Here is a 24,795-nt window from a genome sequence, read left to right on the forward strand (position 1 = left end):
TCAGCCCGCCTTTCTCGCCGGGGCCGGCGCGGTCACGGCGGCGGGTGTTGTGCCGTCGCCATAATAGGAGTCCCAGCTGGTCCAGCCCGGATCTGCATCCGGCAGCGGCAGACGACCGATGCGGTTGTTCTCCAGCCCGCCGATATAGAGATAGCCCTTGTGCTCGCGCATCGAGGTGATGGTGGGGTGGTTGGTCGCGCCCGGATCCCAGAGCGATTCTAGGATCTCGCCCTTGTCGTTGAACTTCAGCACGCAGCCGTAGTTGATGCCGGGGCAGAGCCACTCGTCGGGCGGGATCTGCTTCACCATGCGGACCCGGAACGACGGATCGGCCATCGCCAGATCGTAGACCGGCGAGCGCAGCCCGACCAGCGCCAGCCAGTAGGTGCCGTCCGAGGCGCGGTTGATATTGTCGGGAAAGCCCGGAAGGTTGTCGACCAGCACCTCAAGCGCGCCCTTGCGGGGCCCGTCGATCCAGTAGCGGTAGATCCGGCAGAGCCAGGTGCTTACCCAATAGACCGACTGGCCGTCATGGGCGACGCAGACGCCATTGGGGAAGGCGAGGTTCTTCAGCACGGTGCTGGTCTTGCCGCTGCGCGGATCGTGACAGACCAGACGCCCGTTGCCGCGCCCTTCGAACCCGTCCAGCGCCCAATCCGCCAGATCGTAGCGGGTCGAGGCGTCGCTGAAAAAGATCCGCCCGTCAGGGGCTACGTCGAGATCGTCGGCCAGCAGCAGGCGGGAATCGTCCTTGAGCCGGAAGCGGCTGCGCGTGGTCTCGTCGGTGACCTTGAACACGCTGCGGTCGGGCCGCACACCATAGACACCCATCCCGGCGACGCAGGCGAGAATGTTCTCGTCCTTGTCCATGGCCAGACCCAGCGGCCGGCCGCCGATGCGGGCGAATTCCTCGCGGATCTCGTAGTCGGGCGCGAGGAAGCGGATAATGGAGCCGTTGCGGTTGACGGTATAAAGGTTGTCGTTGCGGTCGAGGATCACGTCCTCCGGCCCTTCGATCTTGCCAAGCGCGATGGGCTCGACATCGAGCAGCCGGTCGTTCTCGGCAAAGACGGTGCCGCTGTCGCGCGCGATGGAGGGCGGCGGGGTGAAATCGACCAACGTGGGCGAGACATAGATCTTTTGCAGGATCTTGCTCTTGTGCTTCACGAACTTGACGTTGAACCCAACCGCGAGCAGCAGCAGAAACCCGATGGACGCTGTGGTGAGGCTGCCATGGGTGCCGAGCTGCACCAGCCCGTTGATCAGCAGAAAGATGATCGCCGCGCCGATCAGCGCCCGGCTGGTGCTGCCGCGGCCGCCGGCCAGGCTGATGCCGCCTACCACGGCGGCGGCCAGCGCGTTCACCTCCCAGCCGACGCCGGTATCGGTGCCGGCGCTGTTCTGGCGCGCGGCGTAGAGGAAGCCTGCGAAAGAGGCCAGCATTCCCGACAGCACATAGGCCAGGAACAGAGACAGCCGCACGTTGATGCCGGCGTGACGGGCAGCCTTGCGGCTCGACCCCACCGCCATGATATGCACGCCCGGTTTCACCCGTGTCAGAAAGAAATGCGCGGCAAAGGCCACGGCCAGCAGGCAGACCATATTCACCGGAACGCCGAGCAAATCGCCGATCCCGACGAAATCCCAGGCGGCATTGTCGACATAGGCGCTGGCGAGGTCCGTGGCGTAGGCGACGGTCACCAGCTCGTAAAAGGCGCGCACAACGATCAGCACCACCATCGTGGTCAGGAACGGGCGCGTCTTGGCATAGGCGATGAGGCCGCCATTCGCCGCGCCGATCAATGCGCCCCAGGCCAGCGCGCCTGCGAAGGCCACGGAGACGGGCAGCTCCAGCACCATGGCGAGGTAAAGCGCGATGAAATTCGCCATGGCAAACACGGCGCCCACCGACAGGTCGATCCCGCCCGACAGGATCGACAGCGCCATGGCCATGGCGACCAGCGCCTGTTCGGGAAAGCTGCGCATCAGCTGCTGAAGCTGCTGGATCGAGCCGTAATCCGGGATCGCCACGACGAAGGCGAGAAAGATCGCGCACATCAAAAGGAACGGCACCGCCGGTTCCATCCAGCGCTTTTCCAGCAATTCGCCGATCAGCAATTGCGGCGAAATGCGGTACCAGAGTCTGCGCATCTTCGGGCTCCTGACGTTTGTGCGAAGGGGATGTCACGGCTGGCAGCAATGACTGCCGCCAGCCCGCGATCCGGTCTAGTTGGAGGCGGCAAAGCAGTATTCGCGGTCTTCCGGCCCCGAAACCCAGTAGTTCGTGGTGTAGAAGGCGTATTGCGCGCTGCCCGCCGGGCGGTCGTCCTGCAACAGCGCCAGCGCCGCCGCGACGATCTGGTTGGCCTGCCGGTCGGCGGTGTAGGAGAGGTTCTTGGTGTAGAGCCCCTTCTCGACCATCTCGCAATCGGCGGGCTGGCCGTCGCTCGCCACGAAGATATTCACCTTGCCCTGCAACCCGGCATTCTTCACCGCCTGCGCGGCCCCCGCCGTCTGCGGCCCCCAGACGCTGAGGATCGCGCAGAGATCGGGGTTCTGCTGAAGCACATTGGTGGTGATCTCCGAGGCCTTGTTGGCGTCCCAGTTCACCGGCTGCGACGAGACCACGCTCATCGACGCATCGCTTTCCAGAAGTTCGGTCGCCGCGACGGTCATGTCGAGCGAATAGGCGGCGGTGGCCTCGCCCTGAAGGATCGCCACCTTGCCCGACCCCTTGCCGCCGCCGCAGGTATCTATGGCCTCCTGCGCCAGCATCCGGCCCATGCGCGGCACATCGGCGCCGACATAGGCATCGGTCAGCGTGTTCGACGCCATATTGACCTGAATGACCTTGATCCCCTCGCGCATCGCGCGTTTCAGCTCACGCGCGAGCAGTGTGGTCGTGGGGTTCTGAACGATCAGGATATCCGGCTTCTCGTTGATCAGCGTGCTGACCGCCTGAAGCTGAATGTCGGATTTGAAGTTGGGATCGCGCACCACGAAATTGATGCCGTGATCCTCGAAGTTCGACTTCATCACGCGCGTCCACTCGGATTCCAGAACGCCCAGCCAGATCGGCACCCAGGCGATGGTCTTGCCCTCGGTGGCGGCCTGGAATTTGTCCATGAGCTCCGACCTCGGATCGGCGGCCTGTCCGCTGCCCGCCGAAAGGGCCACCGCCCCGGCGGTCAGCGCAGCGGCGAGGGTCCGGCCCATTGCGCCCGTCAGTAATTTCCGCATGTCTCTTTCCTCCCTGTTTCGCCGGCATCTTTTCGCCCGCGCCCTCCTCCTGGCGCGGCCGAACCGGCCTCAGTCTCCCTGTTTGGCGGTCTCGTCATCCCTTGGATGCAGGTAGCTGTCGAAGACGATCGCAAAGAGCAGCACGCCGCCCTTGATCACGTTTTGCACCTGAATGTTGAGATTCATGATCGTCATCGCGTTCAGCAGCACGCCGATCAGCAGCGTGCCCGCGATCACGCTCATCACATTGCCGCGCCCGCCGACCAGGCTCACCCCTCCCAGCACGACCACGAGGATGACATCGAAGATCATCGTCGACTCAGCGATCTGGAGGTGCATCAGCGAGGTGGAGGCGACCATTACGACCCCGGCGACATAGCCGATGGCGGCGCTAAGCCCGTATTCGAGCATGGTCAGGGGCCGCGTCGCGATGCCTGCAAGCCTGGCGGCCTCGGCATTGTCGCCATGGGCATAGATGAAATGCCCCAGCACGGTTTTCGACAGGAATAGGTGGAGCAGCAGCGCGCAGACGGCAAAGACGATCACCGGCACCGGCAGCCCGCCGGCAACGGTTCCGCCGAGCGCCTGAAGCGTGTCAGAGCTATGCTCAAGAAACACCTGATAATGGGGTACGACAAGCGCGCGGGTCAGGCCGAGCAGCAGCAGGCTCGATGCCAGTGTCGTAAAGAGCGGCGGAATCTCGATGACCGAGACCAGAAAGCCGTTCAGGATTCCGGCCAGTACCGCGATCAGCAGGCCGATCAGCAAGCTTGGCCCCTCCGGCAGGCCGGCATTGATCAACGAGACGGCAATCGCGGCGGAGACCGCGAGAATGGCGATCTGAGACAGGTCGATGCCCCGCCCGATGACGACCACCGCCATGCCCAGCCCCAGAATACCGAGGATCGAGATACCCCGTGCCAGGGTGAACAGATTGCCAACCGACAGAAACCCGGGAAGCGCGGCGCTGAGCGTCACGAAGATGATGGCGGTCAGTATCACGACAATCATGGCCTGACTTGGCCGGTAATGGCGCCAGGCGCCGGGCATCGCCGCGTCTCTCATAGACTCTCCTCCCGCTCCTCCACGGAGACGGCCGCTTTTAAGCCGTCTAAGGATTGTATAGTGCATCTTATGTGTTATAACAAGTGACATATAAAAGGATTGCATGCATGCCCACGCGTTCAAACGGGTCCGATACCAGTTCCGGAACCTTTGGTGTTCAGATCAGCCGCGAAAGCCTTAGCCAGCAGGCCTATGTCGCGATCAGGACGTCGCTCAAGCGCAGCGTTCTGAAGCCCGGGCAGAAGCTGGTGGCGCGGCAGGTTGCCGACGAGCTGGGCATCAGCGTGACCCCGGTGCGCGAATCGCTGCTGCGGCTCGCGTCGGAGCGCGCGCTGGCCATGGACGACCGGGGGACCGTGTTCGTTCCCGAGCTGACGGTGCAGCGCTGCACCGATATTCGCGACCTGCGCATGCTGGTCGAGGGCGAGGCGGCGGCCCGCGCCGCGCTGCGCGTGAGCGACGAGGATATCGCCGAGCTGGAGCGGATCCATGCACGCTATGAATCCACCGAAAGCGCGCAGGATTACAGTCAGGCGCTGATGCACAACGAGGATTTCCATTTTGCACTCTGCCGCTTCGCCGACTCGCCGGTGATGTTCGGTGTCGTTGAAAACCTCTGGATCCAGTTCGGCCCGGCCCTGTCTTTTCTTTATGACGGTGGCACCCGCCCCTTTCACGGCACGACCCACGGGCATCTGCAAGTCATCGAAGCGCTTCGCGATAAAGACGCCGAAGCCGCCCGCAGCGCGATTTCCCGCGACATTCTGATCGGCGGCAGCGCCATCGTCGAGCGTCTTGAAGAGTTGGAGTCGCCCGCCGGTCAGGGCGCACAAGCAGGAGGAACCTCGGTATGACGGCACGGCAGGAAACCACATGGCCCGACGGGCCGGGCGGGGCGTTGCGGCCCGAGACGCATTACGACGGGCGCGACATGCTGTGCTACGCCTCCCGTCCCGCCACTCTGTCCGAGATGCTGGCCGGTTGTGTCCGCGACTTTCCGGACCGTCTCGCGATCGCCGAAGGGCTCCGGCTCAGCTATCGCGAGCTGGACGAGATCGTCTCGGCGCTCGCCGCCGGACTGAAGGCGCAGGGGGTCGGAGTTGGCGGCAAGGTTGCCCTGTTCATGACCAACCGCTGGCAGCTGCTGGCCTGCGTCTATGCCTGCGCCCGCATCGGGGCTGTTGCCGTGCCGCTTTCGGTCCGGCTGGCACGGGCCGAGCTTGCCTTTCTGCTGAACGATTGCGGGGCCTCTGTCCTCGTCTTCGAGAATAAGCTGGCAGAGGTGCTGCCCGCCGCCGACACCGTACCGGCGCTGCAATACCGGTTCTGCGTCGATGAAACCGCCGCGCCCGCACGTCCCTTCGACGAACTGCTGGGCGCCGGGCACGATACCGCGCCGGCGGTGGGCACAGACGAAGACGTTGCCGTCATTCTCTACACCTCCGGCACGACCGGCAGGCCGAAGGGGGCGATGCTGACCCATCTCGGCATCATCCATTCCTCGCTGAGCTTCGCGCGCTGCTTTGAGCTGACCGAGCGCGACAAGGCGCTGATCGCGGTGCCGTTGTCGCATGTCACGGGCCTGGTCGGCGTCGCCTTCGCGGCGATGTGCGTCGGCGGTGGCGTCGCGCTGATGCGCGAGTCGTTCGAGCGTCGTGCCTTCCTGGCTATTGCGAGTCGCGAAGAGATCACCTTTTCGATCCTTGTGCCGACCATCTACAGCCTGATCGCCATGACGCCGGAGCTTGACGACACCGATCTGTCGAGTTGGCGGATCGGCGGGTTCGGCGGCGCGCCGATGCCGGTGGCGACGATCGAGCGGATCGCCGAGAAACTGCCCAACCTCATGCTCGTGAACGCCTATGGCGCGACGGAGACCACCTCGCCCACCACGGCGATGCCGCTGTCGGAATGGCGCACTCACACAAACAGCGTCGGCAAGGTTGTGCCCGGCGCCGATATTCGTGTGGTCGATACGCAGGGCAACGATGTGCCCGCGGGAGAAACCGGGGAACTGCTGATCGCCGGTCCGATGGTGATCCCGGGATATCTCAACCGGCCCGAGGCCAATGCTTTCGATTTCGTCGGGGGTTACTGGCGCTCCGGAGATATCGGCTCTGTCGACGAGGCGGGGTTTGTGCGGATCATGGACCGCAGCAAGGACATGATCAATCGCGGCGGCTTCAAGGTGTTCAGCGCCGAGGTGGAGGATGTGCTGTGTCATCACGACTCCGTCGCGGAATGCGCCGTGGTCGGCACGCCCGATCCGGTGCTCGGTGAGCGGGTTCATGTCTTTATCGTACCGCGCGATGCGCATGGCATCGACGAGGCGGCGCTGCGCAGCTTCTGTGCCGAGCGCCTCTCCGATTACAAACGGCCCGAGAGCTACACGGTGCTGGAGACGCCGCTGCCGCGCAACAACAACGGCAAGATCCAGAAACATACGCTGCGCGACATGCTTCTGGCGCGCGCCGAACAGGCCTAGCGCGCGGCATCGGCAAACAGACCGGCGTGCCGAAGCGCGCCGGGGCTTCGCATCACAGAGAAGTGGAAACCGCACAGTGACCGAGACAATCAGAACCCAGAGCCAGTCGCCCGATATTGCTGCGCTGGAACGCTGGATGGGCGAGACGGTCGAGGGGTTTCGCGGCCCGATAAGTCTGTCGAAATTCGAGGGCGGGCAATCCAATCCGACATTCCGGATCGACGCAGCGTCGGGCAGTTATGTCCTGAGGCGCAAACCGCTTGGCCCGGTGCTTCCGAGCGCGCATGCGGTGGATCGCGAATTCCGGGTGCTCTCGGCGATGCGCACCGCCGGCGTGCCCGTGGCGCGGGTAAGGGCGCTGTGCATGGATGAGTCCGTTCTCGGCAGCATCTTCTATGTCATGGACTATGTCGAAGGCCGCGTGTTCTGGGATCCGCGCCTGCCGACGCTCAGCACCGAAGAGCGCGGCGCAATCTTCGCCTCGATGAACGACATCATCGCGCAGATCCACAGCCTTGATCCGGACAGCATCGGGCTGACCGGCTTTGGCCGCAGCGAGGATTATCTCAAGCGCCAGATCGCCCGCTGGACCCGCCAGTTCGACGCCTCGCGCACCGGTCCGAACCCGGCGATGGATCGCCTGATCGACTGGCTGCCGGCGCATGTCCCGCCGGAGCATCCCGCCCGCGTCGTGCATGGCGACTACCGGCTCGACAATGTGCTGATACATCCGACCGAGCCCCGGATCGTCGCCGTGCTCGATTGGGAGCTTTCCACGATAGGCAATCCGATTGCGGATTTCGCCTATCACATGCTGAGCTGGCGCTTTGCCCCGGAGCTGTTCCGCGGCATGGCGGGCGAAGACCTCGCCGCGCTCGGGATTCCGAGCGAGCGGACCTATCTCGACCGCTACCTCGGGATCACGGGCTTGAAACCGCCGGAAGACTGGGATTTCTACATGATCCTGAGCATGTTCCGTATTGCCTCGATTCTTCAGGGCATCGCCAGGCGGTCGGCCGACGGCAGTGCCGCCGATGCCGATGCGGCGACGGTCGGTGCAAAAGCCATCCCGATTGCCGAGATGGCGTGGAAGCTGGCAGAGCAGCGTGGCGGCTGACCGGCCACCGAAACAGCCAGGAGGCGGTGCCGATGTCTGAAAAATCCGAAAAGACCCGCGGGAAGAGCGAGCCGACCGCCGCCGACATTCTCGCGCGCGATGTGATCCGTGGCATTTACGAAGGCTATTATGTTGCCGGCCAGCGGCTGGCCGAGCCGGATCTGGGGGACCGCTACGGGCTGAGCCGAAGTTCGGTCCGCGAGGGTCTGAAACAGCTCGCCGCCGACGGGATCGTGGTGCTGCTGCCGTTCAAGGGTGCGCAGATCCGCAAGCTGACCCGCCGCGAAGCCGAGAACCTGTTCTCGATCACCGAGGTCATCCTCGGTCTCGCTGCGCGACAGGCGGCGGCGCATATCGACGAGGACGGCGCACGCGACAAGCTCACGGCAAGTTTCGAGGCCATCGCCGAACAGCGCGAGAGTGACGACCGGCATGCCTTTATCCGCCATCGCAACCGGTATTTCCGCACTCTCGTGGATATCAACGGCAATGACGAGCTCTGGCGGCTGCTGCCCAAGCTTCAGGTCCATCTGATCCGCAACCGGCTCGCCGTGCCGCGCGATGACCGGATCCAGGGCTATCGCGAGATCACCGACGCCATTCTCTCCGGCGACGAAGACGCTGCCGAGCAGGCCGCTCGCCGGTATGTGCGCAAGACTGCCTCCTGTGCCCTGCCCGAATTCACCGAATAACCCCAGGCGCGGCGGCGCCCGCCGACGGAGTCCCCATGTCCCCATTGTTTTCGCTCGATGGCAAGACCGCCATCATCACCGGATCGTCGCGCGGGATCGGTTACGCGATTGCGCTGGAAATGGCCCGGGCCGGGGCGCGCGTCGTGGTGTCCTCGCGCAAGCAGCCCGCCTGTGAGGAGGCCGCGGCCCGGATCAATGCCGAGACAGGCCGCGATGCCGCCACCGCGCTGGCGGCGAGTATCTCGGACAAGGCGGCGCTGCAATCGCTGGTCAAGCAAACCGAAGCGAGGCTCGGCCCGGTCGACATTCTGGTCTGCAATGCCGCCTCCAACCCTTATTACGGCCCCCTGACCGAGATCCCCGACGAGCGTTTCCGCAAGATCCTCGACAACAACGTCATCGCCAATAACTGGCTCATCGGCATGGTGCTGCCGCAGATGCGCGCCCGCAAGGAGGGCGCCATCGTCATCGTGTCTTCCATCGGCGGGTTGGTGGGCTCGCCCGTTATCGGTGCCTACAACATCTCCAAGGCCGCCGACATGCAGCTCGCCCGCAACTTGGCGGTCGAACTTGGCCCGGACAATATCCGCGTGAACTGCATCGCGCCGGGGCTGATCAAGACAGATTTCTCAAAGGCGCTTTGGGACGATCCCGAAACCTACGGCACCTATATGCGCGCCACGCCGCTCAAGCGCATGGGCGCGCCGAATGAAATTGCGGGCGCGGCGGTGTTCCTCGCCGCGCCCGCCGGGGCGTTCGTGACCGGCCAGACCCTGGTCGTGGATGGAGGAACGACGATCCAGGGAGTCTGACCGGACAGGGGCCGCTTACGCGGTTCCCGTTGCGATGCTTGTCAGCAAAGGATCGCCCCATTGTGCCCCGCCGCTCGGCTGGTTGCTGCCGGACTGACGCTTGAATTCCAGCCTGGCGAGCTGGTCGCGATGTACCTCGTCGGGCCCGTCGGCCAGACGCAGCAGGCGCGCGGTCGCATAGGCGGCCGCGAGGCCGAAATCATTGCTGGTGCCGCCGCCGCCAAAGGCCTGAATCGCCCAGTCGATGACCTTTTGCGCCATGTTCGGCACCGCGATCTTGATCATCGCGATCTCGGGCTTGGCCTGCTTGTTGCCGACCGTGTCCATCATATGGGCCGCGCGCAGCGTCAGCAGGCGCGACTGCTCGATCATGATGCGCGCTTCCGCCACCCGCTCGCGGGTGACCGAATGCTCCGAGATCGGCTTGCCGAAGGCGAAGCGCTGTTCGGTGCGCAGGCACATCTTGGCCAGCGACCGCTCGGCCAGCCCAATCAGACGCATGCAGTGGTGGATGCGCCCCGGCCCAAGCCGGCCCTGCGCGATCTCGAAACCGCGCCCCTCGCCCAGAAGGATGTTCGACGCGGGCACGCGGACATCTTCGAAGATCACTTCCGCCGCCCGGTCGGGCACGCCGTAATAGCCGAAGACCGGCAGCGAGCGCAGCACTTTCACACCGGGCGTGTCCTTGGGCACCAGGATCATCGACTGCTGCCGATAGGTCTCCGCCTCCGGGTCGGTCTTGCCCATGAAGATCATGATCTTGCAGCGCGGATCGGTCGCGCCTGTCGTGTACCATTTGCGCCCGTTGATGACATATTCGTCGCCCTCGCGAACGATGGAACTTCGGATATTGCGCGCATCCGACGAGGCAACATCGGGCTCGGTCATGGCAAAGGACGACCGGATTTCGCCGGCGAGCAGCGGTTTGAGCCATTTCTCCTGATGCTCGGGCGTGCCGTAGCGGGCGATGACCTCCATATTGCCGGTGTCCGGCGCCGAGCAGTTGAACACCTCCGGCGCCAGATGCGACCGGCCCATGATCTCGCAAAGCGGCGCGTATTCGAGATTGCTCAGCCCGGCGCCGTAATCGCTTGCCGGCAGGAACAGGTTCCACAGACCGGCGGCGCGGGCGAGCGGTTTCAGCTCCTCGACGATGGGCTGCACGCCCCAGGGGCCGATCTCTTCGGACTCCCGGTAAAAGCGCGTTTCGTTGGGGTAGATATGCTCCTCCATGAAATCGAGCAGCTTCTCTTCAAGCTCCACCGTCCGGTGGGATTTTTCGGGGATCATCCAGGTCTCCTTCATAGATGATATCGACCGCGCCAGAACGCTGCCATACATAATCGTCAGACGAATTATACCGACGAAAACCCGCGAGTCGAACGCTTTCGTCACCCGCGCCTTTCGAATTTCATTGCCGTTCCGCGCCCGGGTTCAAAAGCTGCGCTGAAGCTTCGCCATACCGCCGATCCAGCGGTCGTAATTCTCGGCTTTGCGCCGCATATACTCCGCCACCTGATCGTGCGGCAGGATGACGAAACGCTCCTCGCGGATGCCCTCCAGCGCGACGCGCGCCACATCCTCCGCCGACATCACCCCGTCATTCGACTGCGGCCCGGTCTCCAGCGCGCGCAGCATCGCCGTGTCCACGCCCTGCGGGCAGAGCACCGAGACACGGATGCCATCGTCGCGATGGGTGAAGGCGAGGTTTTCGGCGAACCCGATGGCGGCGTGTTTGGTCGTGGCATAGGCCGCGCTGCCGATCTGGTTCAGAAGGCCCGCCGCCGACACCGTCTGGAGAAAATATCCGCCGCGCCGCGCACGCATGCCGGGGATCAGCAGGCGCGCCGCGCGTACATGCGCAAGAACGTTCACTTCCCAGGATTTCCGCCAGATCTCTTCCGGCTGTCCGGCGGCGTTTTCAAAACTTGTATCGAAACCTGCCGCAACACCGGCATTGGAGCAGAACAGGTCTATGGACCCATGTTCGGACTCGACCGCTGCAATGGTTGCCTCCAGATCCCGTGGATCGGAGACATCGCAAGTATGCGCACTGCCGCCACAAAGCGCGGCCACCTCGGCTGCCGAGCCGGCATCGAGATCGCAAACCGCCACATGCCGCGCGCCCGCTTCGGCCAGCGCCAGCGCCAATTCCCTGCCGATACCGTTCCCGCCGCCCGTCACGACGGTGCAAATACCCTCAAGCTCCATATGCTCCGCCCCTCCCCCTGGGCTGTGGCTGGATGTGTTGTTTCAGTGCCCCGTATCAGCCGAAAATATGATCGGGCACGTCGCGGGTCAGCGTTCTGTCGTGCCGCAACGGCGCCAGCATCCCGGCGATCTTCGGCACTTCTGCGCCGTAGAAATACCGGCAGGCCCAGCGTTTTTCCTCGGCGATCTGCGGGTTCGCGCCCTGCCCGGCCGCCGCCGCCATATCCAGCCAGAGCCAGGCCACAACGAAATGACCGAACCCGTCCAGAAAGGCCGTGGCATTGGCCAGCGTCTCCGACGGGTTGGCGTAGGAGAGCATCTCTCCGACCAGCGTTTCGAAGAGCGCGCAATGTTCGCGCAGTGTGTCGGCCTCATCCGGGAAGGCCGAGGCGGCTCTGGCGGTCTGGCGCACGGTTTCGAGAAAGGCGAACATCGCCTTGCCGTCATCGCCCAGGATCTTGCGCCCCACCAGGTCGATTGCCTGGATGCCTGTCGTGCCCTCGTGGATCGGGTTCAGACGGCTGTCGCGATAGAGCTGCTCGACGTCGAAATCCCGGGTGTAGCCATAGCCGCCATGGATCTGGATGGCCTGGTGCAGCGACACCAGCCCCTGCTCGGAAGGCCAGCTTTTGACCACCGGGGTCAGCAGGTCGAGCAACGCGGTATCCGCGCGCTCCTCCCGCGTTCGGATGCGGTCGCAGAGCAGGGCGGATCTGAGACACAGCGCCAGCGCGCCCTCGGCAATCGCCTTTTGCTGCAACAGCATGCGCCGCACATCGGGATGGCGCAGGATCGCGACCGGCGTCTCGCGCTGCTTGTCATGCACCGGCCGGCCCTGAATGCGTTCTGCCGCGTATTGCCGCGACAGCTCCCAGCCGCGATGGGCCATGGCCGCGCCGCTCAGGCCGACATTGATCCGCGCCTCGTTCATCATCTGGAACATGATGCGAAGGCCATCGCCTTCGTTGCCGACGCGCCAGCCGATGGCACCATCGCCGTCGCCGAAATTCAGCAGGCAATTCGGAGTGCCCCTGTATCCCATCTTGTGATTCAGCCCCGCGACGGAGATATCGTTGCGCGCGGCCGGCGCGCCGGGCAATAGCTTCGGCACGATGAACAGGCTGGTGCCCTTGGGTCCGGGGCGGGTGCCGCCGCCCGGCTGAACGGCCTTGCCCAGAACGAGATGCACGATGTTCTCGGTCACATCGTGATCACCCGCCGAGATCCACATCTTGCGTCCGGAAATCCGGTATCGGTGGCCAAGCTCGTCTTTGCCCTCGGGTACGGCCCGGGTGGTCACATCCCCCAGGGAAGAGCCGACATCCGGCTCCGAAAGACACATGGTCCCCAGCGCCCGGCCTTCGAGCTGCGGGCGGGCGAAGGCGGCGATCTGCCCGGGCGTGCCGAAATCCAGAATGACCCGCGCATTGGCGGCGGAGAGCATGATAAAGGCCGAGCCGGCCACATTCGCCGCCATCAGACCCGACATCGCCGCCGTGGAAACCGATAGGGGAAGGCCCATGCCGCCGGCATCCACATCGACCGATGCCAGATGCAGCCCCGCTTCGAGATAGACCGCGAGTGCCTTGCGAAGATCTTCCTGAACGCGAACGGTGCCGTTCTCCAGCAGAGGTTCGTCGCGGTCCGTTGCCTTGTAGCAGGGCAGGAACTCGTTTGCGGAAATCGCCTGAGACAGGTCGAGGAATGCCGACCAGTCGTCGCGATCCTGCCCGGAAAAGGCCTCGCTGTCGGCCAGCTCATCGACCTTTAGCCAGTCGAAGAGAAGAAAGTCGAGCTCCCGCCGCATCGCATCCGTCATCGCTCCCGCGCCTCCCGTAAAACCCCGTTCACCTGCCGCGCCACTCAGGCGGGCGGCGTTCTTTGAAGGCGGTGGCACCTTCAAGCGCGTCCTCCGACGAGACCACCCTGTCCCAGGCGCGCCGGTTCGTGTGCCAGGCCACGGCCTCGCCCGCGCTTAGCGCATCGTCGATGACCGACTTGGTCTCCGACACCGCCAGCGGCGCGTTGCCCGCGATCTGGGCCGCGAGCCCGAGAGCGGTCGCCGACACCTCCTCCGGAGCCACCACCGCGTTCAGGAGGCCCAGATCAAAGGCCCGCTCCGCGGTGATCGGATTGCCGGTGAACAGCATTTCGCGGGCGATGGCGGCCGGGATGCGCAGCGGCAGGCGGACGGCGCCGCCTCCGGCGGCGACGATCCCGCGCATGACCTCGGGAACGGAGAACCGCGCGCCCGTAGCGGCGACAGCCAGATCGCAGGCGAGTACGATTTCGAACCCGCCGGCAAAGGCGCCGCCGGCCTGCACCTCGGCGATCATCGGCTTGCGGCGCGGACGCCGGACGAAATGCGCAAAGCCATCGGCGGTATCGAGCCCCGGCCGCTCGCCCTCGCTGAAGGCTCCGAGATCCATGCCGGCGCAGAACACGGGGCCATTGCCACGCAGGATGGCGACGCGCAGGGCGTCATCATTCTCGAACGCCTCAACCGCTGCGGCAAAAGCATCGGCCATCTCGGTGTTGAAGGCGTTGCGCCGCTCGGGCCGGTTCAGAGTGATCACACCGATACGCGGGTCCGCCTCGGAGGGCGCGAGCGCGACGAGCGGGCCGGGGCTGTCGGAAACCGGCATCTTTTGTCCTCCGTCTGTATTGCGTTGCGCGGGCGCGGGCTCAGAGTGCGGTTTCGAACAGGGCCGCAGCTCCCATGCCACCGCCCACGCACATGGTTACGACGACATATTTCGCCTGCCGCCGCCGCCCTTCGATCAGCGCGTGACCCACCAGGCGGGCCCCGGTCATGCCATAGGGATGACCGATGGAGATGCCGCCGCCATTCGGGTTGTAGCGCTCGGGATCAATGCCGAGATGATCGCGGCAATAGACCGCCTGACAGGCAAAGGCCTCATTGAGCTCCCAGACGCCGATATCGTCGACCGTCAGCCCGTGGTTCCGCAGCAGTTTCGGAATGGCAAAGACCGGCCCGATGCCCATCTCCTCAGGCCCGCAGCCCGCCACGGCCATGCCCCGATAGGTGCCCAGCGGCGTCAGCCCGCGCCTTGCCGCAAGCGCGCTGTCCATGATCACGCAGGCCGAGGCACCGTCGGAAAGCTGCGAGGCATTGCCGGCGGTGACAGAGCCGCCCTCCAGCACCGGCACCAGCGAGGACAGACTGTCGAGCGTCGTCTGCGGGCGGTTGCCCTCGTCCTGCGTCAGGGTCACCTCGACCTCTGATACTGCACCGGTCTCGCGGTCCTTAACGAGCATGGTCGTCGCGAAGGGCACGATCTCGTCATCGAACAGCCCCAGTTCCTGCGCGCGCGCCGTGCGGCGTTGCGACTCGAGCGCATATGCGTCCTGCGCCTCGCGACTGATGCCATAGCGGTCCGCCACGGTTTCGGCGGTTTGCAGCATAGGCATATATGCGGCGGGCACCCGGGCGACGACATTGGGGTCGGCCTCTTTCTGCACCCAGTCGAAATACGGGGTCTGCACCGCCGAGATATTCTCCTGCCCGCCGGCCAGCACCACATCCATGCCGTCATGCACCACCTGTTTGGCGGCGGTGGCCACCGCCATCAGGCCCGAGGCGCATTGCCGGTCCATCGTCTGCGCCGCGACACTGACCGGAAGCCCGGCGGCAAAAACGGCGTTGCGGGCGAGGTTCATGCCGGCGGTTCCGGCGGACAGGACCGTGCCGAGCACGCAATCCTCGATCTCCGCCGGATCGACCCCGGCGCGCGCCACCGCCTGCGACAGTACGAACCCCGCTAGGCTGGGCGATTTCGTGCTGTTCAGCGATCCCCGAAACGCCTTGCCGATGCCGGTCCGGGCGGTGCTTACGATCACGGCTTCTCTCATCCCTGGGCCCTCTGTTGCTTGGATTGGTCTGTCCACTCGCTCAGGCGCCCGCCGATATCCGCGAGGTGGCGCAGCAGTGGCGAGACATCCCAGTATCCACGGGGGTTTCCGAACGTCTCCGCATAGTGATCGAGACGGTCGACCACGGTCCTCAGGCCGATCTCGTCGGCCATGAACAGCGGCCCGCCGCGCCAGCGGGGAAAGCCGTAGCCATTGGCCCAGACGACATCTATGTCCGATCCGCGATAGGCGATCCCCTCCTCGAGAATCCGCGCCGCCTCGTTGACCATGGGAAAGAGCAGCCGCTCGAAGATCTCGGCCGCGTTAGGCGCCTGCTCCCGTTCGATTCCGAACTGCGCGGCCAGATGTTCGGCCAGCTCATGGGCATCGGGGTTGGGCAGCGCCTTGCGGCCCTCGTAGCGATAATAGCCCTGCCCGGTCTTCTGTCCGTGCAGGCCGGAAGCGAACATTTCGCGGCAGAGAATGCGATAGGACGGGTCGCGCGGGCCGGCGCCGGATTTGATCCATTCGATCACCGTGCGCGCGCCCACGTCGATCCCCGCCATGTCGAGCATGCGGCTGGGCCCCATCGCCATGCCCCAGACATCCGGGTTTTCGGCGACACCGTCGATCTCGCCCGGGGTGGCGCCCTCGAGCTGCATCGCTTCGCTCTCGCGCATATAGACCTCGGCCATGCGGTTGCCGATGAAGCCGTAGCAGACGCCGCTAACCACTACGGTCTTGCCGATCCTGCGGGCGAAATCCATTACGCCCCGCAGCACCTCGGGCGCCGTTTCCGCGCCGCGCACGATTTCGAGCAGCTTCATGATATGCGCGGGCGAAAAGAAGTGTGTGCCGATCACATCGCCGGCGCGCCCGCTTGCCGCCGCGATGGCATCGACATCGAGCGTCGACGTGTTGGTGGCGATGATCGCGCGTGGCTTGCAGACCTTGCCAAGCGATCCGGCGATACCGCATTTGAGATCCATGTCCTCGAACACTGCTTCGATCACCAGATCCACGGCGCCGAGCGCGTCGAGCCCCACCGCGGCGGTCATCCGCTCCCGGCAGGCGCGCGCCGCTGTCTCGTCAAGCCGCCCGCGTCTGACCAGGGCGTCGAGCGTGTCCTGCACCTTCTGCATGCCCCGGTCGAGCGCCTCGCCATCCGCCTCGACCAGCGTGACCGGATAGCCCGCCATCGCCGCGGCGAGCGCGATTCCGGCGCCCATCGTGCCAATACCGAGCACCCCGACCGTTGCGATCCCGCGCGGCGCGGTCTGCTTGTCCAGCCCTGGAATGCGGGTGGCCGCGCGTTCCGCGAAGAACAGATAGCGCTGCGCCCGCGACGCCTGTGTCGGCACCAGCGCCTCGAAGGCGCGCATTTCGACCTCGATGCCTTCGGCGAAGGGCAGGTCGCGCGCGGCAGTCATTGCCGTAAGCGCGGCGTCATAGGCCGGCTGTCCGGGCTGTCCGGCACGGGCTTCCAGCGCTGCGAGCGCGTCGGGCGCCGCCTCGGGCAGCGGCAGCGCCGAACAGCGGCGCGGCGCCTTGCCGGCAAGCGCATGCACCTGGGCGATGGCGGCTGCTGTGAGGCGATCCGCGTCGACGATCCCGTCGATCAGACCGAGTGTCAGTGCCTCGTCCGTGCCGATGGTCTTGCCCGTCATGATCATATCCGTCGCCGCACTCAGGCCGACCAAGCGCGGCAGCCGCTGAGTGCCGTGCGAGCCGGGGATCAGGCCGAGCTTGATTTCGGGAAGGCCGAACTTGGTGCCTTGCGCGGCAATGCGGTGATGGCAGGCCAGAGCCAGCTCGACGCCGCCGCCCAGGGTCGTGCCGTGCAGCGCCGCGACCACCGGCCGCTCCTGCGCTTCGAGCCGTATCAGGAAGGCATTGAGCTTTTGCGAAGAGAAATCCGGCCGCTCGAAATCCGCGATCTCGCCACCGGCGACGAAGGTCCGCCCGCGTCCGTTGATCACCAGACCGGCAAGCGCATCATTCGCCGCGAAGACCTCGAGCTGCGCAATCAGACCGTCGATGACCGCGCGCGACAATGCATTGACCGGGGGGTTGTCGATGGTGAGAACGGCGACGCCCTGATCGACGGTAAGAAACACTGGCTCGCTCATAAGATCCTCCCTCTTCTCCGGCTGGATATCGCGTTCCCGCATGCCGTTCTTGCGTTTAGCGTCACTCGCTTCGGAAAGTTTGCGGCGCGGTGTGGAGTACGCTGCCCGCATGCGGAAAGGAGGCCGCCGGCAAAGGCCGGACGGCCTGAAATGGCGATGCGGATCACTTCAGCAGCGCAGGCAGAAACTCGACGATCTGAGGAAACACGCTGGCCAGCACCACCAGCAGCAGGTCCAGCGCAATGAACCACGCGACACCGCGGAAAATCGCGCCGAGTGAAACGAGATTGCCGACCACTCCCTTGATGACAAAGACGTTCATTCCGACCGGTGGGGTCAGCATGCCGATTTCGAGCAGCTTGGTCAGCACCACGCCGAACCAGAGCAGGCTCCAGCCGGCATCGTCGATCACCGGCAGGATGATCGGCAGCGTCAGCAGCATGGAGCCGATGGGCTCCAGGAACATGCCGAGGACGAGATAGACAAGGACAATGCCGCACATGAGCAGGAACGGGTTGGCGCCCACTGCGATGATGGCTTCGGAGAGATAATCGCCCGCGCCCGACAGTACGAGGAACCGTGTGAGCAGGCTGGCCCCCACCGCGATGACGATCAGCGAGGCGGTGGCGGTCATGGTGTCACGGGCGGCGGCAGTGAACCGCTCGAGCGTCATGTCTCCGCGCAGCAAAGCGATACCGCAGGCCAGCGCCGCACCGACCGCACCGGCTTCGGTCGGCGTGAAGACACCGCCGAAGAGCCCGCCGAAAATTCCCAACATCACGAGCAGGATCGGCCAGGTGTCCTTGAGGTGATAGAGCCGGTCGGCAAAGGACATGGACTCGTCGCGCATCGGCGCAAGCGCCGGGTTGAGCTTCACGCGCAGAACCACCACGAGCACGTAGCCTATCGTCGTCAGAATACCCATCGCGGTGCCGCCGAGGAACAGCGCCGAGACCGAAACCTGCGCGATCACCCCGTACAGGATGAGGATGATCGACGGTGGGATCAGCGCGCCGATGGTGCCGGCGACGGCGACGGTGCCGGTGGCCAGCTCAGGGTGGTATTTGTGCTTGATCATCTCAGGCACCGCGATCCGGCCCATTGCTGCCGAGCAGGCCAGGGACGAGCCCGACACTGCGGCAAACCCAGCCGAGCCGAAGATCGAGGCGATGGCCAACCCGCCGGGCAGCGCAGAGGTCCAGACCCGGGCGGCGTTGAACAGGCCAATGGTCAGATTGGTATAGAAGCTGATATAGCCGAGAAACAGGAACATCGGGATCGAGCTCAGCACCCAGTTCGAAGTGAACTGATAGGGGATGATGCCAAGCGAGCCCCAGGCGAGGCCCCAGCCACGCAGCAGCCAGAGGCCGAAAAACGACACACCGATCAGTGCGAACCCGATGTGAAACCGCAGCGCGATCAGCACGAACAGAACGCCGAGACCGCTCAGCCCGATGGCAACGTCACTCATTGGGATGCTCCGTCTTTACGTCTGGCGTGCCGCCTGGCAGCAGGGACTGGATCAGCTTGGTCACGCACAGGAGGGCCATCAGCCCAAGCCCGACCGGAAGCAGCCAGTAGCTCTGCCAGACGGGGATCAGCGTTGTTCCCTGTTCCACCGCTGCGCCGATATTCGTTTTGCTCACGGCAACCTGCCAGGTGCGGACGGCAGCAAAGATCAGCACTGTCGCCACGAAGAGGTGATTGAGCACCGTTAGGCCGCGCCGCATCCAGGCGGGCAGCCTGTCGAAGATGAGATCGACAGAGATATGCGCGTTCTGACGCTCCGCCACGATCAGCGGCATGAAGCTGAGCGCGACCATGTAGTAGCTCGCCACGACGGTGATGGTCCCCGGAACCGGACGACCGAAGAAATACCGTCCGGCGACATCCGCAGTGACATGGAGCATCATCAGCACCACGCAGGCCATGCCGACGAAGGTGGCCAGCTTTTCCAGATAGGACAAAGCCTTGCTCAGAACTTGCATTGCGTCACTCTCGCATGAGGGAGACAGGCTGGCGCGCGGCGTTGCCAGGACCACGCGCCAGCGGACTTACTGACCGTAACTCGCAGGATCGACCTTGGAGAAGATCTCCTGCCAGAAGATCTCTGCAAGCTGCTCTTCGCTGCTGACGCCCTCGACCAGTTCGATCCAGCGCGGGGCGAGATCCTTGATCTTTTGCAGGAGCATGTCGCCGCCTTCCATTCCGAACCGCTCCTTGTAGCTGTCCGAAAGCGCCGCGAGATCGGAGGCGAGGAAGTCGCGGGTGGCGGACTGCACATCGTCCGGCACATCGGTCAGCGTGTTGCCACGCGCGACCACGTCTTCCAGAGCGGCGATCTCGACGATGTGGTAATCCCAGGCGAGTCCGGCGATCAGCTCGGCGCTCGATTCCAGCAGTGCGGCGCGATGTTCATCGCTCAGGCCCTGCCAGCGGTCGATATTCATGGTCGTCGGGAACGGGAACATCCCGCTCGGCGCGCCCACATAGACCCGGTCGACCACTTCGTTCAGGCTGAAATTCGCAAGGTCGGGGCCGTTGCTCAACGTGCAGTCGAGCACGCCCTGTTCGAGCGCCTCGAAGGTCTCGTTGATCGACATCGAGACCGGAACCGCGCCCATGGCCTCCGCCCAGCGGGACCAATAGGCGCCCGCCGCGCGGAACCGCTTGCCGTTGAGATCGTCGGCCGAGGCGATGTCGGTGACGCAGGCCATCATATAGGGTGTCGTCATCGCAACGCCCAGCATCACCTGGCTCTGCTTCTTCATCTCTTCCTGACAGGACGGGCAGTCGAGCATCACCAGTTCGGTCATCATGCCGGCAAAGGCAAAGGACGGCAGCTCGCTTTCATTGCCCTCCAGCGCCATGACCGAAGAGGTTTCCGAGATCATGTTGAGATGGGGGTATTCGGATGCGAAATAGGGTGGCAGCAGCGTGATCAGATCGGCGAGGCCATTCTTGACGCCCTCATTCGCTTCGAGAAAGTTCAGCAGGCTCAGAGAATAGACCTTCATCGAAAGATCGCCGCCGGTCTTTTCCTCAAGCGTCTTGGCAAAGGATTCAAAGACAGGCGTCACGCTTGCGCCCGGCGGCCAGCCGCTCGCATAGCTCAGCTGGTCGGCCATTGCCGTTCCGGACATGCAGGCCAGCAGACATGCCGAGCCGGCCATCCTTGTCAGTCTGTTCATTTTCTCTCCTCCCGGATGTTTTCATCTTTCTTGGTCTTAGAGATTTGTCCGCACGTTCCGTGAAACCGTCATCCAATCCATCTTGCCCAGAAACCGCATCCGCCTCCCTCATCCATCCTTACTGCCCCCGCGTCGAAATTTCTTGCGTCTAGCGGCTGAGCCGGTCGCGGCCAGCGCTGCACGAAGGTGAATCAGCGCGGTGCGTCAGGCCGCATAGACCCGCTGCCTCGCATCTGAGGCGCCGCACTCACTCAGACGTTATCGTCAGACGAATTTCTTTGACAATCGCTCCGCCTGCTTGCAAACCTGCGTCCCGGCAGAGACCGCGCACCCGGGGAGGAGACTTTGGGCGCGCGGATTGCCCAGGCTGGAGGAGGCACGCCATGTCGCGCTATGAGCGGCTGCTCGATCATCGGTTCGAGAGGGTGGATCATCGCTATGACACGCGCGAAACGATCCTTTACGCGCTCGGCATCGGTGCTGGGACTGGGGATCTCGATCTGATCAACGAGCCCGGCCTGAAGGCTGTGCCGTCGCTGGCGACCGTTCTCGCTCATAGCGGCCATTGGAGCGCGGCCCCCGAGGTTCCGCTCGATGACTCGCAGGCGCTGCATGTCTCTGAACGGATCGAGCTTTGCCGCGACATCCCGGTCGCCGGGCATGTCACCGCCCTGCCGAGAATTACCGCGATTCAGGACAGGGGCGACGGCCGTGGGGCCATGGTGCATCTCGAACGCAGCATCTGCGACGTGGAGACCGGCGCCGCGCTGGCGAAGATCACGCAACGGGTGCTGTTCCGTGCGGATGGCGGGATCGGCGGTCCGCGCCGCTCTGTGCCGCGCTCCGCCCCCCTGCCCGACCGTCCCGCCGACCGGGTTGTCGCGGTGCCGACCTCGCCGCGCGCCGCCGCGCTCTATCGGCTCATGGGGGATGACAATCCGTTGCATATCGACCCGGATTCCGCCCGGCGGTCCGGGTTCGAGCGGCCGATTCTGCACGGTCTGTGCAGCTACGGCCATATCTGCCGCGCCCTCATGCGCGAGGCAGGAGGCCGCCGCCTCCGGCTCATGGATGCGCGATTCACCGCGCCGGTCTATCCCGGCGAAACCCTGACACTGGAGATCTGGCATGACACGGACGGCGCCAGATTCCGCGTTCAGGTGGCGGGGCGCGTTGTTATGAACGAGGGAGAGCTGGGCTATTTCCCCGATGCGCAGAGGTCTCCCAGCAGCGGAGTCAGCGAGGCGGTCGCGACATGACAGATGTGGCAACCCGGATCGAGGCGGGCGTCGGCTGGCTCAGCCTCAACCGTCCGGACGCGGCGAATGCGATCAGCGGCGGTCTTGCACGCGATCTGTTCGCCGCCCTTCAGGATCTGACCGCGCGCGACGATGTGCGCTGCATCGTATTGAGGGCCGAGGGGCGATTGTTCTGCGGCGGTGGCGACCTCGCCGATTTCGCGGCGGAGGGGCCCGAGACCATGCCAGAGCGCATTCTCGGGGTTGCGGATACATTGCATCGCAGCATCGTCCTGATCGACAGGATGGAGAAACCGCTGATCACCGCCATTCAGGGAACGGCGGCGGGCGCCGGTGTCGTCCTCGCCGCCTTGGGCGATATCGTGCTCGCGTCCGAGCAGGCGCGGTTTGTACCCGCCTATGACCGTCTGGAGCTGACGCCGGATGGCGGCTCGAGCTGGGTGCTGCCGCGCGTCATGGGGGAGCGCGCGGCGATGGCGTTTCTGCTGCTGGGCGCGCCGATGAGCGCGCAGGAGGCCGTGGCATCCGGGTTGGTTACCCGGACGGTTCCGCATGCAGCGCTGGCCGGGGAAACCGCCCGGATCGCCGAGACGCTGGCCAGGGGAAGCGGATGGGCTGCGGGCCAGACCCGTCGGTTGATCCGCGCGGGTCGCGATGCACCGCTGCCCGATCATCTCGACCATGAGGGTGCGAGCGTGTCGCAGGCAATCGCACGGCCCGAAGCCCGCGCCGCCATCGCGGCGTTTCTGGACAAGGTCCGAGATCCGGCACCCCGATCAGGAGGTATAGGCCATGAAAATTCTTCTCAGTGAGAACCCTGGCGGCCCGGAGCGGCTCACGCTGGCAACGCGTCCTCAGCCGGAGCCCGGACCCGGCGAAATACGCATCTCCGTGCGCTGCGTCGGGATCAACTATCCCGACACGCTGATCATCGAGGATCGCTATCAGTTCCGTCCCGAGCGTCCCTTCGCCCCCGGTGCCGAGCTCTGTGGCGTGGTCGAAACGCTGGGCGATGGCGTCACGGGTTTTGCGCCCGGCGACCGTGTCATGGCGCTCACCGTCTGGGGTGCGCTGGCGGAAAAGGTCTGCGTTCCGGCGGCGCAGTGTCATCCGGTGCCGGACGCTGTCAGCGATGCCGATGCGGCGTCGCTGCAAATGACCTATGGCACCGCGCTGCATGCGCTCGAAGAGCGTGGAGGGCTGCGCCCGGGCGAAACGGTGGTGGTTCTGGGCGCGGCAGGCGGTGTCGGCATGGCGACGGTGGAACTCGCCAAGCTGCTGGGCGCCCGTGTCGTGGCCGCCGCCAGCAGCGCGGAAAAATGCGCCGCCGCCCGCGCGTGCGGGTCGGATGCCACCGTGATCTATCCGCGCGGCCCGCTCGACCGGACGGCACAGAAGGCGTTTGCCGGTGCGCTGCGCGAGGCGATCGGCCCGGAGGGCGCGGATATCGTCGTCGATATCGTCGGCGGCGACTACAGCGAGCCGGCGCTGCGCTGCATGGGCTTTGGCGGCCGGTTTCTCATTGTCGGCTTTCCCGCCGGTATCGCGCGCATTCCGGCCAATCTGCCGCTGCTGAAATCCTGCGATATCCGCGGCGTGTTCTGGGGGGCGGCGGTGGAACGTGCGCCCGAGGCCAACCGGCGCGCCATGGCCCGTCTGCTGGAGCTCTGCGCCGAGGGAAAAATCAGGCCGCGCATCCACGCGACCTACCCGCTTACAGAGGGAGCCCGCGCCATCGCCGCGCTGAACGAAAGGACGGTCATGGGAAAGGTTCTGGTCACGGTCTGAGAGGCACCAGGCCGGTTTCCGGAGGGGAAATGAAACGGTTGCATCGGGACGCGCGGGAGCTAAGCTTTGCTTTGGAGGATGTCCGCGCCGCGCCTGATGCGACTGCGGATATGGGAGGATAACACATTGGATTTTCGACGAACGGTCGTTATCGCACCGGAGCGCGTCATGCACACATGCCGGCTCGGATCGCGTCTGGATACGCGGGTGATCGGCGCCCTTGTGATCTATGTCGGAATGGAGGACAGCGTCACCGTCGAGATCGACGGCGAAGGCAGTGTCACCGGACGTGTGGTGACAGTTCCGGCCTTTGTCCGCCACCGGATCGCGGCGGGCCCGAAATTCGTCAAGACGATCCTGATCGAGCCCGAAACCGTCTCTGAGCGCTGCCTGTCGGATCTGCGCCAGTCGCTCAATATGCTCCGCGCGCCCGACCCGAAACTCGACAGGCTACTTTCGGATTTCGGTGTCGAAGGCGTCACCGAGCTTTCGCCCGAAGAGCCTTTCGACTGCGACGCCTTCGATACGTCGATGTTCGGCTATGCGCTCGAAAAGCGCACGCTCGACGAGCGGATCCACTTTGCCACGCGGATGGTGATGCGCGGCGTCGGCGACGCGATCTTTGTGGCCGATTGCGCCGACGAGTTTTCCATGTCGAGTTCGCGGTTCCGGCGTCTTTTCGTCAACGATACCGGCATCCAGTTCCGCCGCTATCGCATGTGGCGCCGTGCGCGGGCCTATCTCGAACATATCGACGCGCCGAACTCGCTGACCGAGACCGCCATGACGCTCGGCTATCCGGATTCGACCCATTTCAGCAGGTCGATCCGCAGCACCTACGGGCTGCCGCCGAAACAGATGCGTGCCAGCATGCTGGGGTCGGATTTCATCGTGTCGCAGAGAGAGCCCGAGATTAAGCAGATGCCGATGTGA

General features: G+C 64.8%; 21 protein-coding genes. 9 read left to right on the forward strand and 12 right to left on the reverse strand.

Annotation, left to right across the window (positions count from 1 at the left end; all coding sequences use genetic code 11):
* The 3 genes from I6N89_RS07545 to I6N89_RS07555 form a co-directional block, all read right to left on the reverse strand.
* Nucleotides 1–2,151 (reverse strand): ABC transporter permease, encoded by a 2,151-nt coding sequence (locus tag I6N89_RS07545; protein ID WP_207017640.1) that lies wholly within the window; start codon nt 2,149–2,151, stop codon nt 1–3.
* 75 nt (nt 2,152–2,226) lie between these two features.
* Entirely contained in the window at nt 2,227–3,240 is a 1,014-nt protein-coding gene (locus I6N89_RS07550) for a sugar ABC transporter substrate-binding protein (RefSeq protein WP_207017641.1), read from the reverse strand.
* Nucleotides 3,241–3,309: 69 nt separating this feature from the next.
* Nucleotides 3,310–4,305: an ABC transporter permease gene (locus I6N89_RS07555; RefSeq protein WP_207017642.1), complete on the reverse strand. Its 996-nt coding sequence runs from the start codon at nt 4,303–4,305 to the stop codon at nt 3,310–3,312.
* Nucleotides 4,306–4,412: 107 nt separating this feature from the next.
* Here I6N89_RS07555 and I6N89_RS07560 point away from each other — a divergent pair, with 107 nt between their 5' ends.
* The 5 genes from I6N89_RS07560 to I6N89_RS07580 all read left to right on the forward strand — a co-directional run bounded on the left by I6N89_RS07560 (nt 4,413) and on the right by I6N89_RS07580 (nt 9,411).
* Nucleotides 4,413–5,159 (forward strand): GntR family transcriptional regulator, encoded by a 747-nt coding sequence (locus tag I6N89_RS07560; protein ID WP_207017643.1) that lies wholly within the window; start codon nt 4,413–4,415, stop codon nt 5,157–5,159.
* Nucleotides 5,156–6,790 (forward strand): class I adenylate-forming enzyme family protein, encoded by a 1,635-nt coding sequence (locus tag I6N89_RS07565; protein WP_207017644.1) that lies wholly within the window; start codon nt 5,156–5,158, stop codon nt 6,788–6,790. Before I6N89_RS07560 ends, I6N89_RS07565 begins: the two co-directional genes overlap by 4 nt.
* Before the next feature lie 76 nt (nt 6,791–6,866).
* Nucleotides 6,867–7,907, forward strand: a complete 1,041-nt coding sequence (locus I6N89_RS07570; protein WP_207017645.1) for a phosphotransferase family protein — start codon at nt 6,867–6,869, stop codon at nt 7,905–7,907.
* Between the two features lie 32 nt (nt 7,908–7,939).
* Entirely contained in the window at nt 7,940–8,599 is a 660-nt protein-coding gene (locus I6N89_RS07575) for a GntR family transcriptional regulator (protein WP_207017646.1), read from the forward strand.
* A gap of 35 nt (nt 8,600–8,634) precedes the next feature.
* The gene (locus I6N89_RS07580) at nt 8,635–9,411 is read left to right on the forward strand and encodes an SDR family NAD(P)-dependent oxidoreductase (RefSeq protein WP_207017647.1); all 777 of its coding nucleotides are present in this window, start codon (nt 8,635–8,637) and stop codon (nt 9,409–9,411) included.
* Between the two features lie 15 nt (nt 9,412–9,426).
* Here I6N89_RS07580 and I6N89_RS07585 read toward each other — a convergent pair whose 3' ends face one another.
* From I6N89_RS07585 to I6N89_RS07625, 9 genes are all read right to left on the reverse strand, one after another.
* Nucleotides 9,427–10,701 carry an acyl-CoA dehydrogenase family protein gene (locus tag I6N89_RS07585; RefSeq protein ID WP_207017648.1) on the reverse strand — a complete coding sequence of 425 codons (1,275 nt, stop codon included), beginning with the start codon at nt 10,699–10,701 and terminating at the stop codon, nt 9,427–9,429.
* A gap of 144 nt (nt 10,702–10,845) precedes the next feature.
* Nucleotides 10,846–11,622, reverse strand: a complete 777-nt coding sequence (locus I6N89_RS07590) for an SDR family NAD(P)-dependent oxidoreductase (RefSeq protein ID WP_207017649.1) — start codon at nt 11,620–11,622, stop codon at nt 10,846–10,848.
* A 55-nt stretch (nt 11,623–11,677) separates the two neighbouring features.
* Nucleotides 11,678–13,441: an acyl-CoA dehydrogenase gene (locus I6N89_RS07595; protein ID WP_207017650.1), complete on the reverse strand. Its 1,764-nt coding sequence runs from the start codon at nt 13,439–13,441 to the stop codon at nt 11,678–11,680.
* Nucleotides 13,442–13,469: 28 nt separating this feature from the next.
* Entirely contained in the window at nt 13,470–14,267 is a 798-nt protein-coding gene (locus I6N89_RS07600; RefSeq protein ID WP_207017651.1) for an enoyl-CoA hydratase-related protein, read from the reverse strand.
* 40 nt (nt 14,268–14,307) lie between these two features.
* Nucleotides 14,308–15,495, reverse strand: coding sequence for an acetyl-CoA C-acyltransferase (locus I6N89_RS07605; RefSeq protein WP_207017652.1), 1,188 nt, complete (start codon nt 15,493–15,495; stop codon nt 14,308–14,310).
* On the reverse strand, nt 15,492–17,624 hold the full coding sequence (locus I6N89_RS07610; protein ID WP_207017653.1) for a 3-hydroxyacyl-CoA dehydrogenase NAD-binding domain-containing protein: 2,133 nt from the start codon (nt 17,622–17,624) through the stop codon (nt 15,492–15,494). Before I6N89_RS07610 ends, I6N89_RS07605 begins: the two co-directional genes overlap by 4 nt.
* A gap of 163 nt (nt 17,625–17,787) precedes the next feature.
* On the reverse strand, nt 17,788–19,095 hold the full coding sequence (locus tag I6N89_RS07615) for a TRAP transporter large permease (RefSeq protein ID WP_207017654.1): 1,308 nt from the start codon (nt 19,093–19,095) through the stop codon (nt 17,788–17,790).
* Nucleotides 19,088–19,612 carry a TRAP transporter small permease gene (locus I6N89_RS07620; protein WP_207017655.1) on the reverse strand — a complete coding sequence of 175 codons (525 nt, stop codon included), beginning with the start codon at nt 19,610–19,612 and terminating at the stop codon, nt 19,088–19,090. The genes I6N89_RS07615 and I6N89_RS07620 overlap by 8 nt, the downstream gene beginning before the upstream one ends.
* Nucleotides 19,613–19,678: 66 nt before the next feature.
* On the reverse strand, nt 19,679–20,815 hold the full coding sequence (locus I6N89_RS07625) for a C4-dicarboxylate TRAP transporter substrate-binding protein (RefSeq protein WP_207017656.1): 1,137 nt from the start codon (nt 20,813–20,815) through the stop codon (nt 19,679–19,681).
* A gap of 383 nt (nt 20,816–21,198) precedes the next feature.
* Here I6N89_RS07625 and I6N89_RS07630 point away from each other — a divergent pair, with 383 nt between their 5' ends.
* The 4 genes from I6N89_RS07630 (at nt 21,199) to I6N89_RS07645 (ending at nt 24,795) form a co-directional block, all read left to right on the forward strand.
* Entirely contained in the window at nt 21,199–22,074 is an 876-nt protein-coding gene (locus I6N89_RS07630) for a MaoC/PaaZ C-terminal domain-containing protein (protein WP_207017657.1), read from the forward strand.
* Nucleotides 22,071–22,886 carry an enoyl-CoA hydratase/isomerase family protein gene (locus I6N89_RS07635; protein WP_207017658.1) on the forward strand — a complete coding sequence of 272 codons (816 nt, stop codon included), beginning with the start codon at nt 22,071–22,073 and terminating at the stop codon, nt 22,884–22,886. The genes I6N89_RS07630 and I6N89_RS07635 overlap by 4 nt, the downstream gene beginning before the upstream one ends.
* On the forward strand, nt 22,867–23,862 hold the full coding sequence (locus tag I6N89_RS07640; RefSeq protein ID WP_207017659.1) for an NADPH:quinone oxidoreductase family protein: 996 nt from the start codon (nt 22,867–22,869) through the stop codon (nt 23,860–23,862). Before I6N89_RS07635 ends, I6N89_RS07640 begins: the two co-directional genes overlap by 20 nt.
* Before the next feature lie 168 nt (nt 23,863–24,030).
* Complete coding sequence (locus I6N89_RS07645; RefSeq protein ID WP_207017660.1) at nt 24,031–24,795, forward strand: helix-turn-helix domain-containing protein; 765 nt, start codon at nt 24,031–24,033, stop codon at nt 24,793–24,795.

This window comes from Salipiger abyssi (assembly GCF_017311415.1).
Taxonomy (GTDB): Bacteria; Pseudomonadota; Alphaproteobacteria; order Rhodobacterales; family Rhodobacteraceae; genus Salipiger; species Salipiger abyssi_A.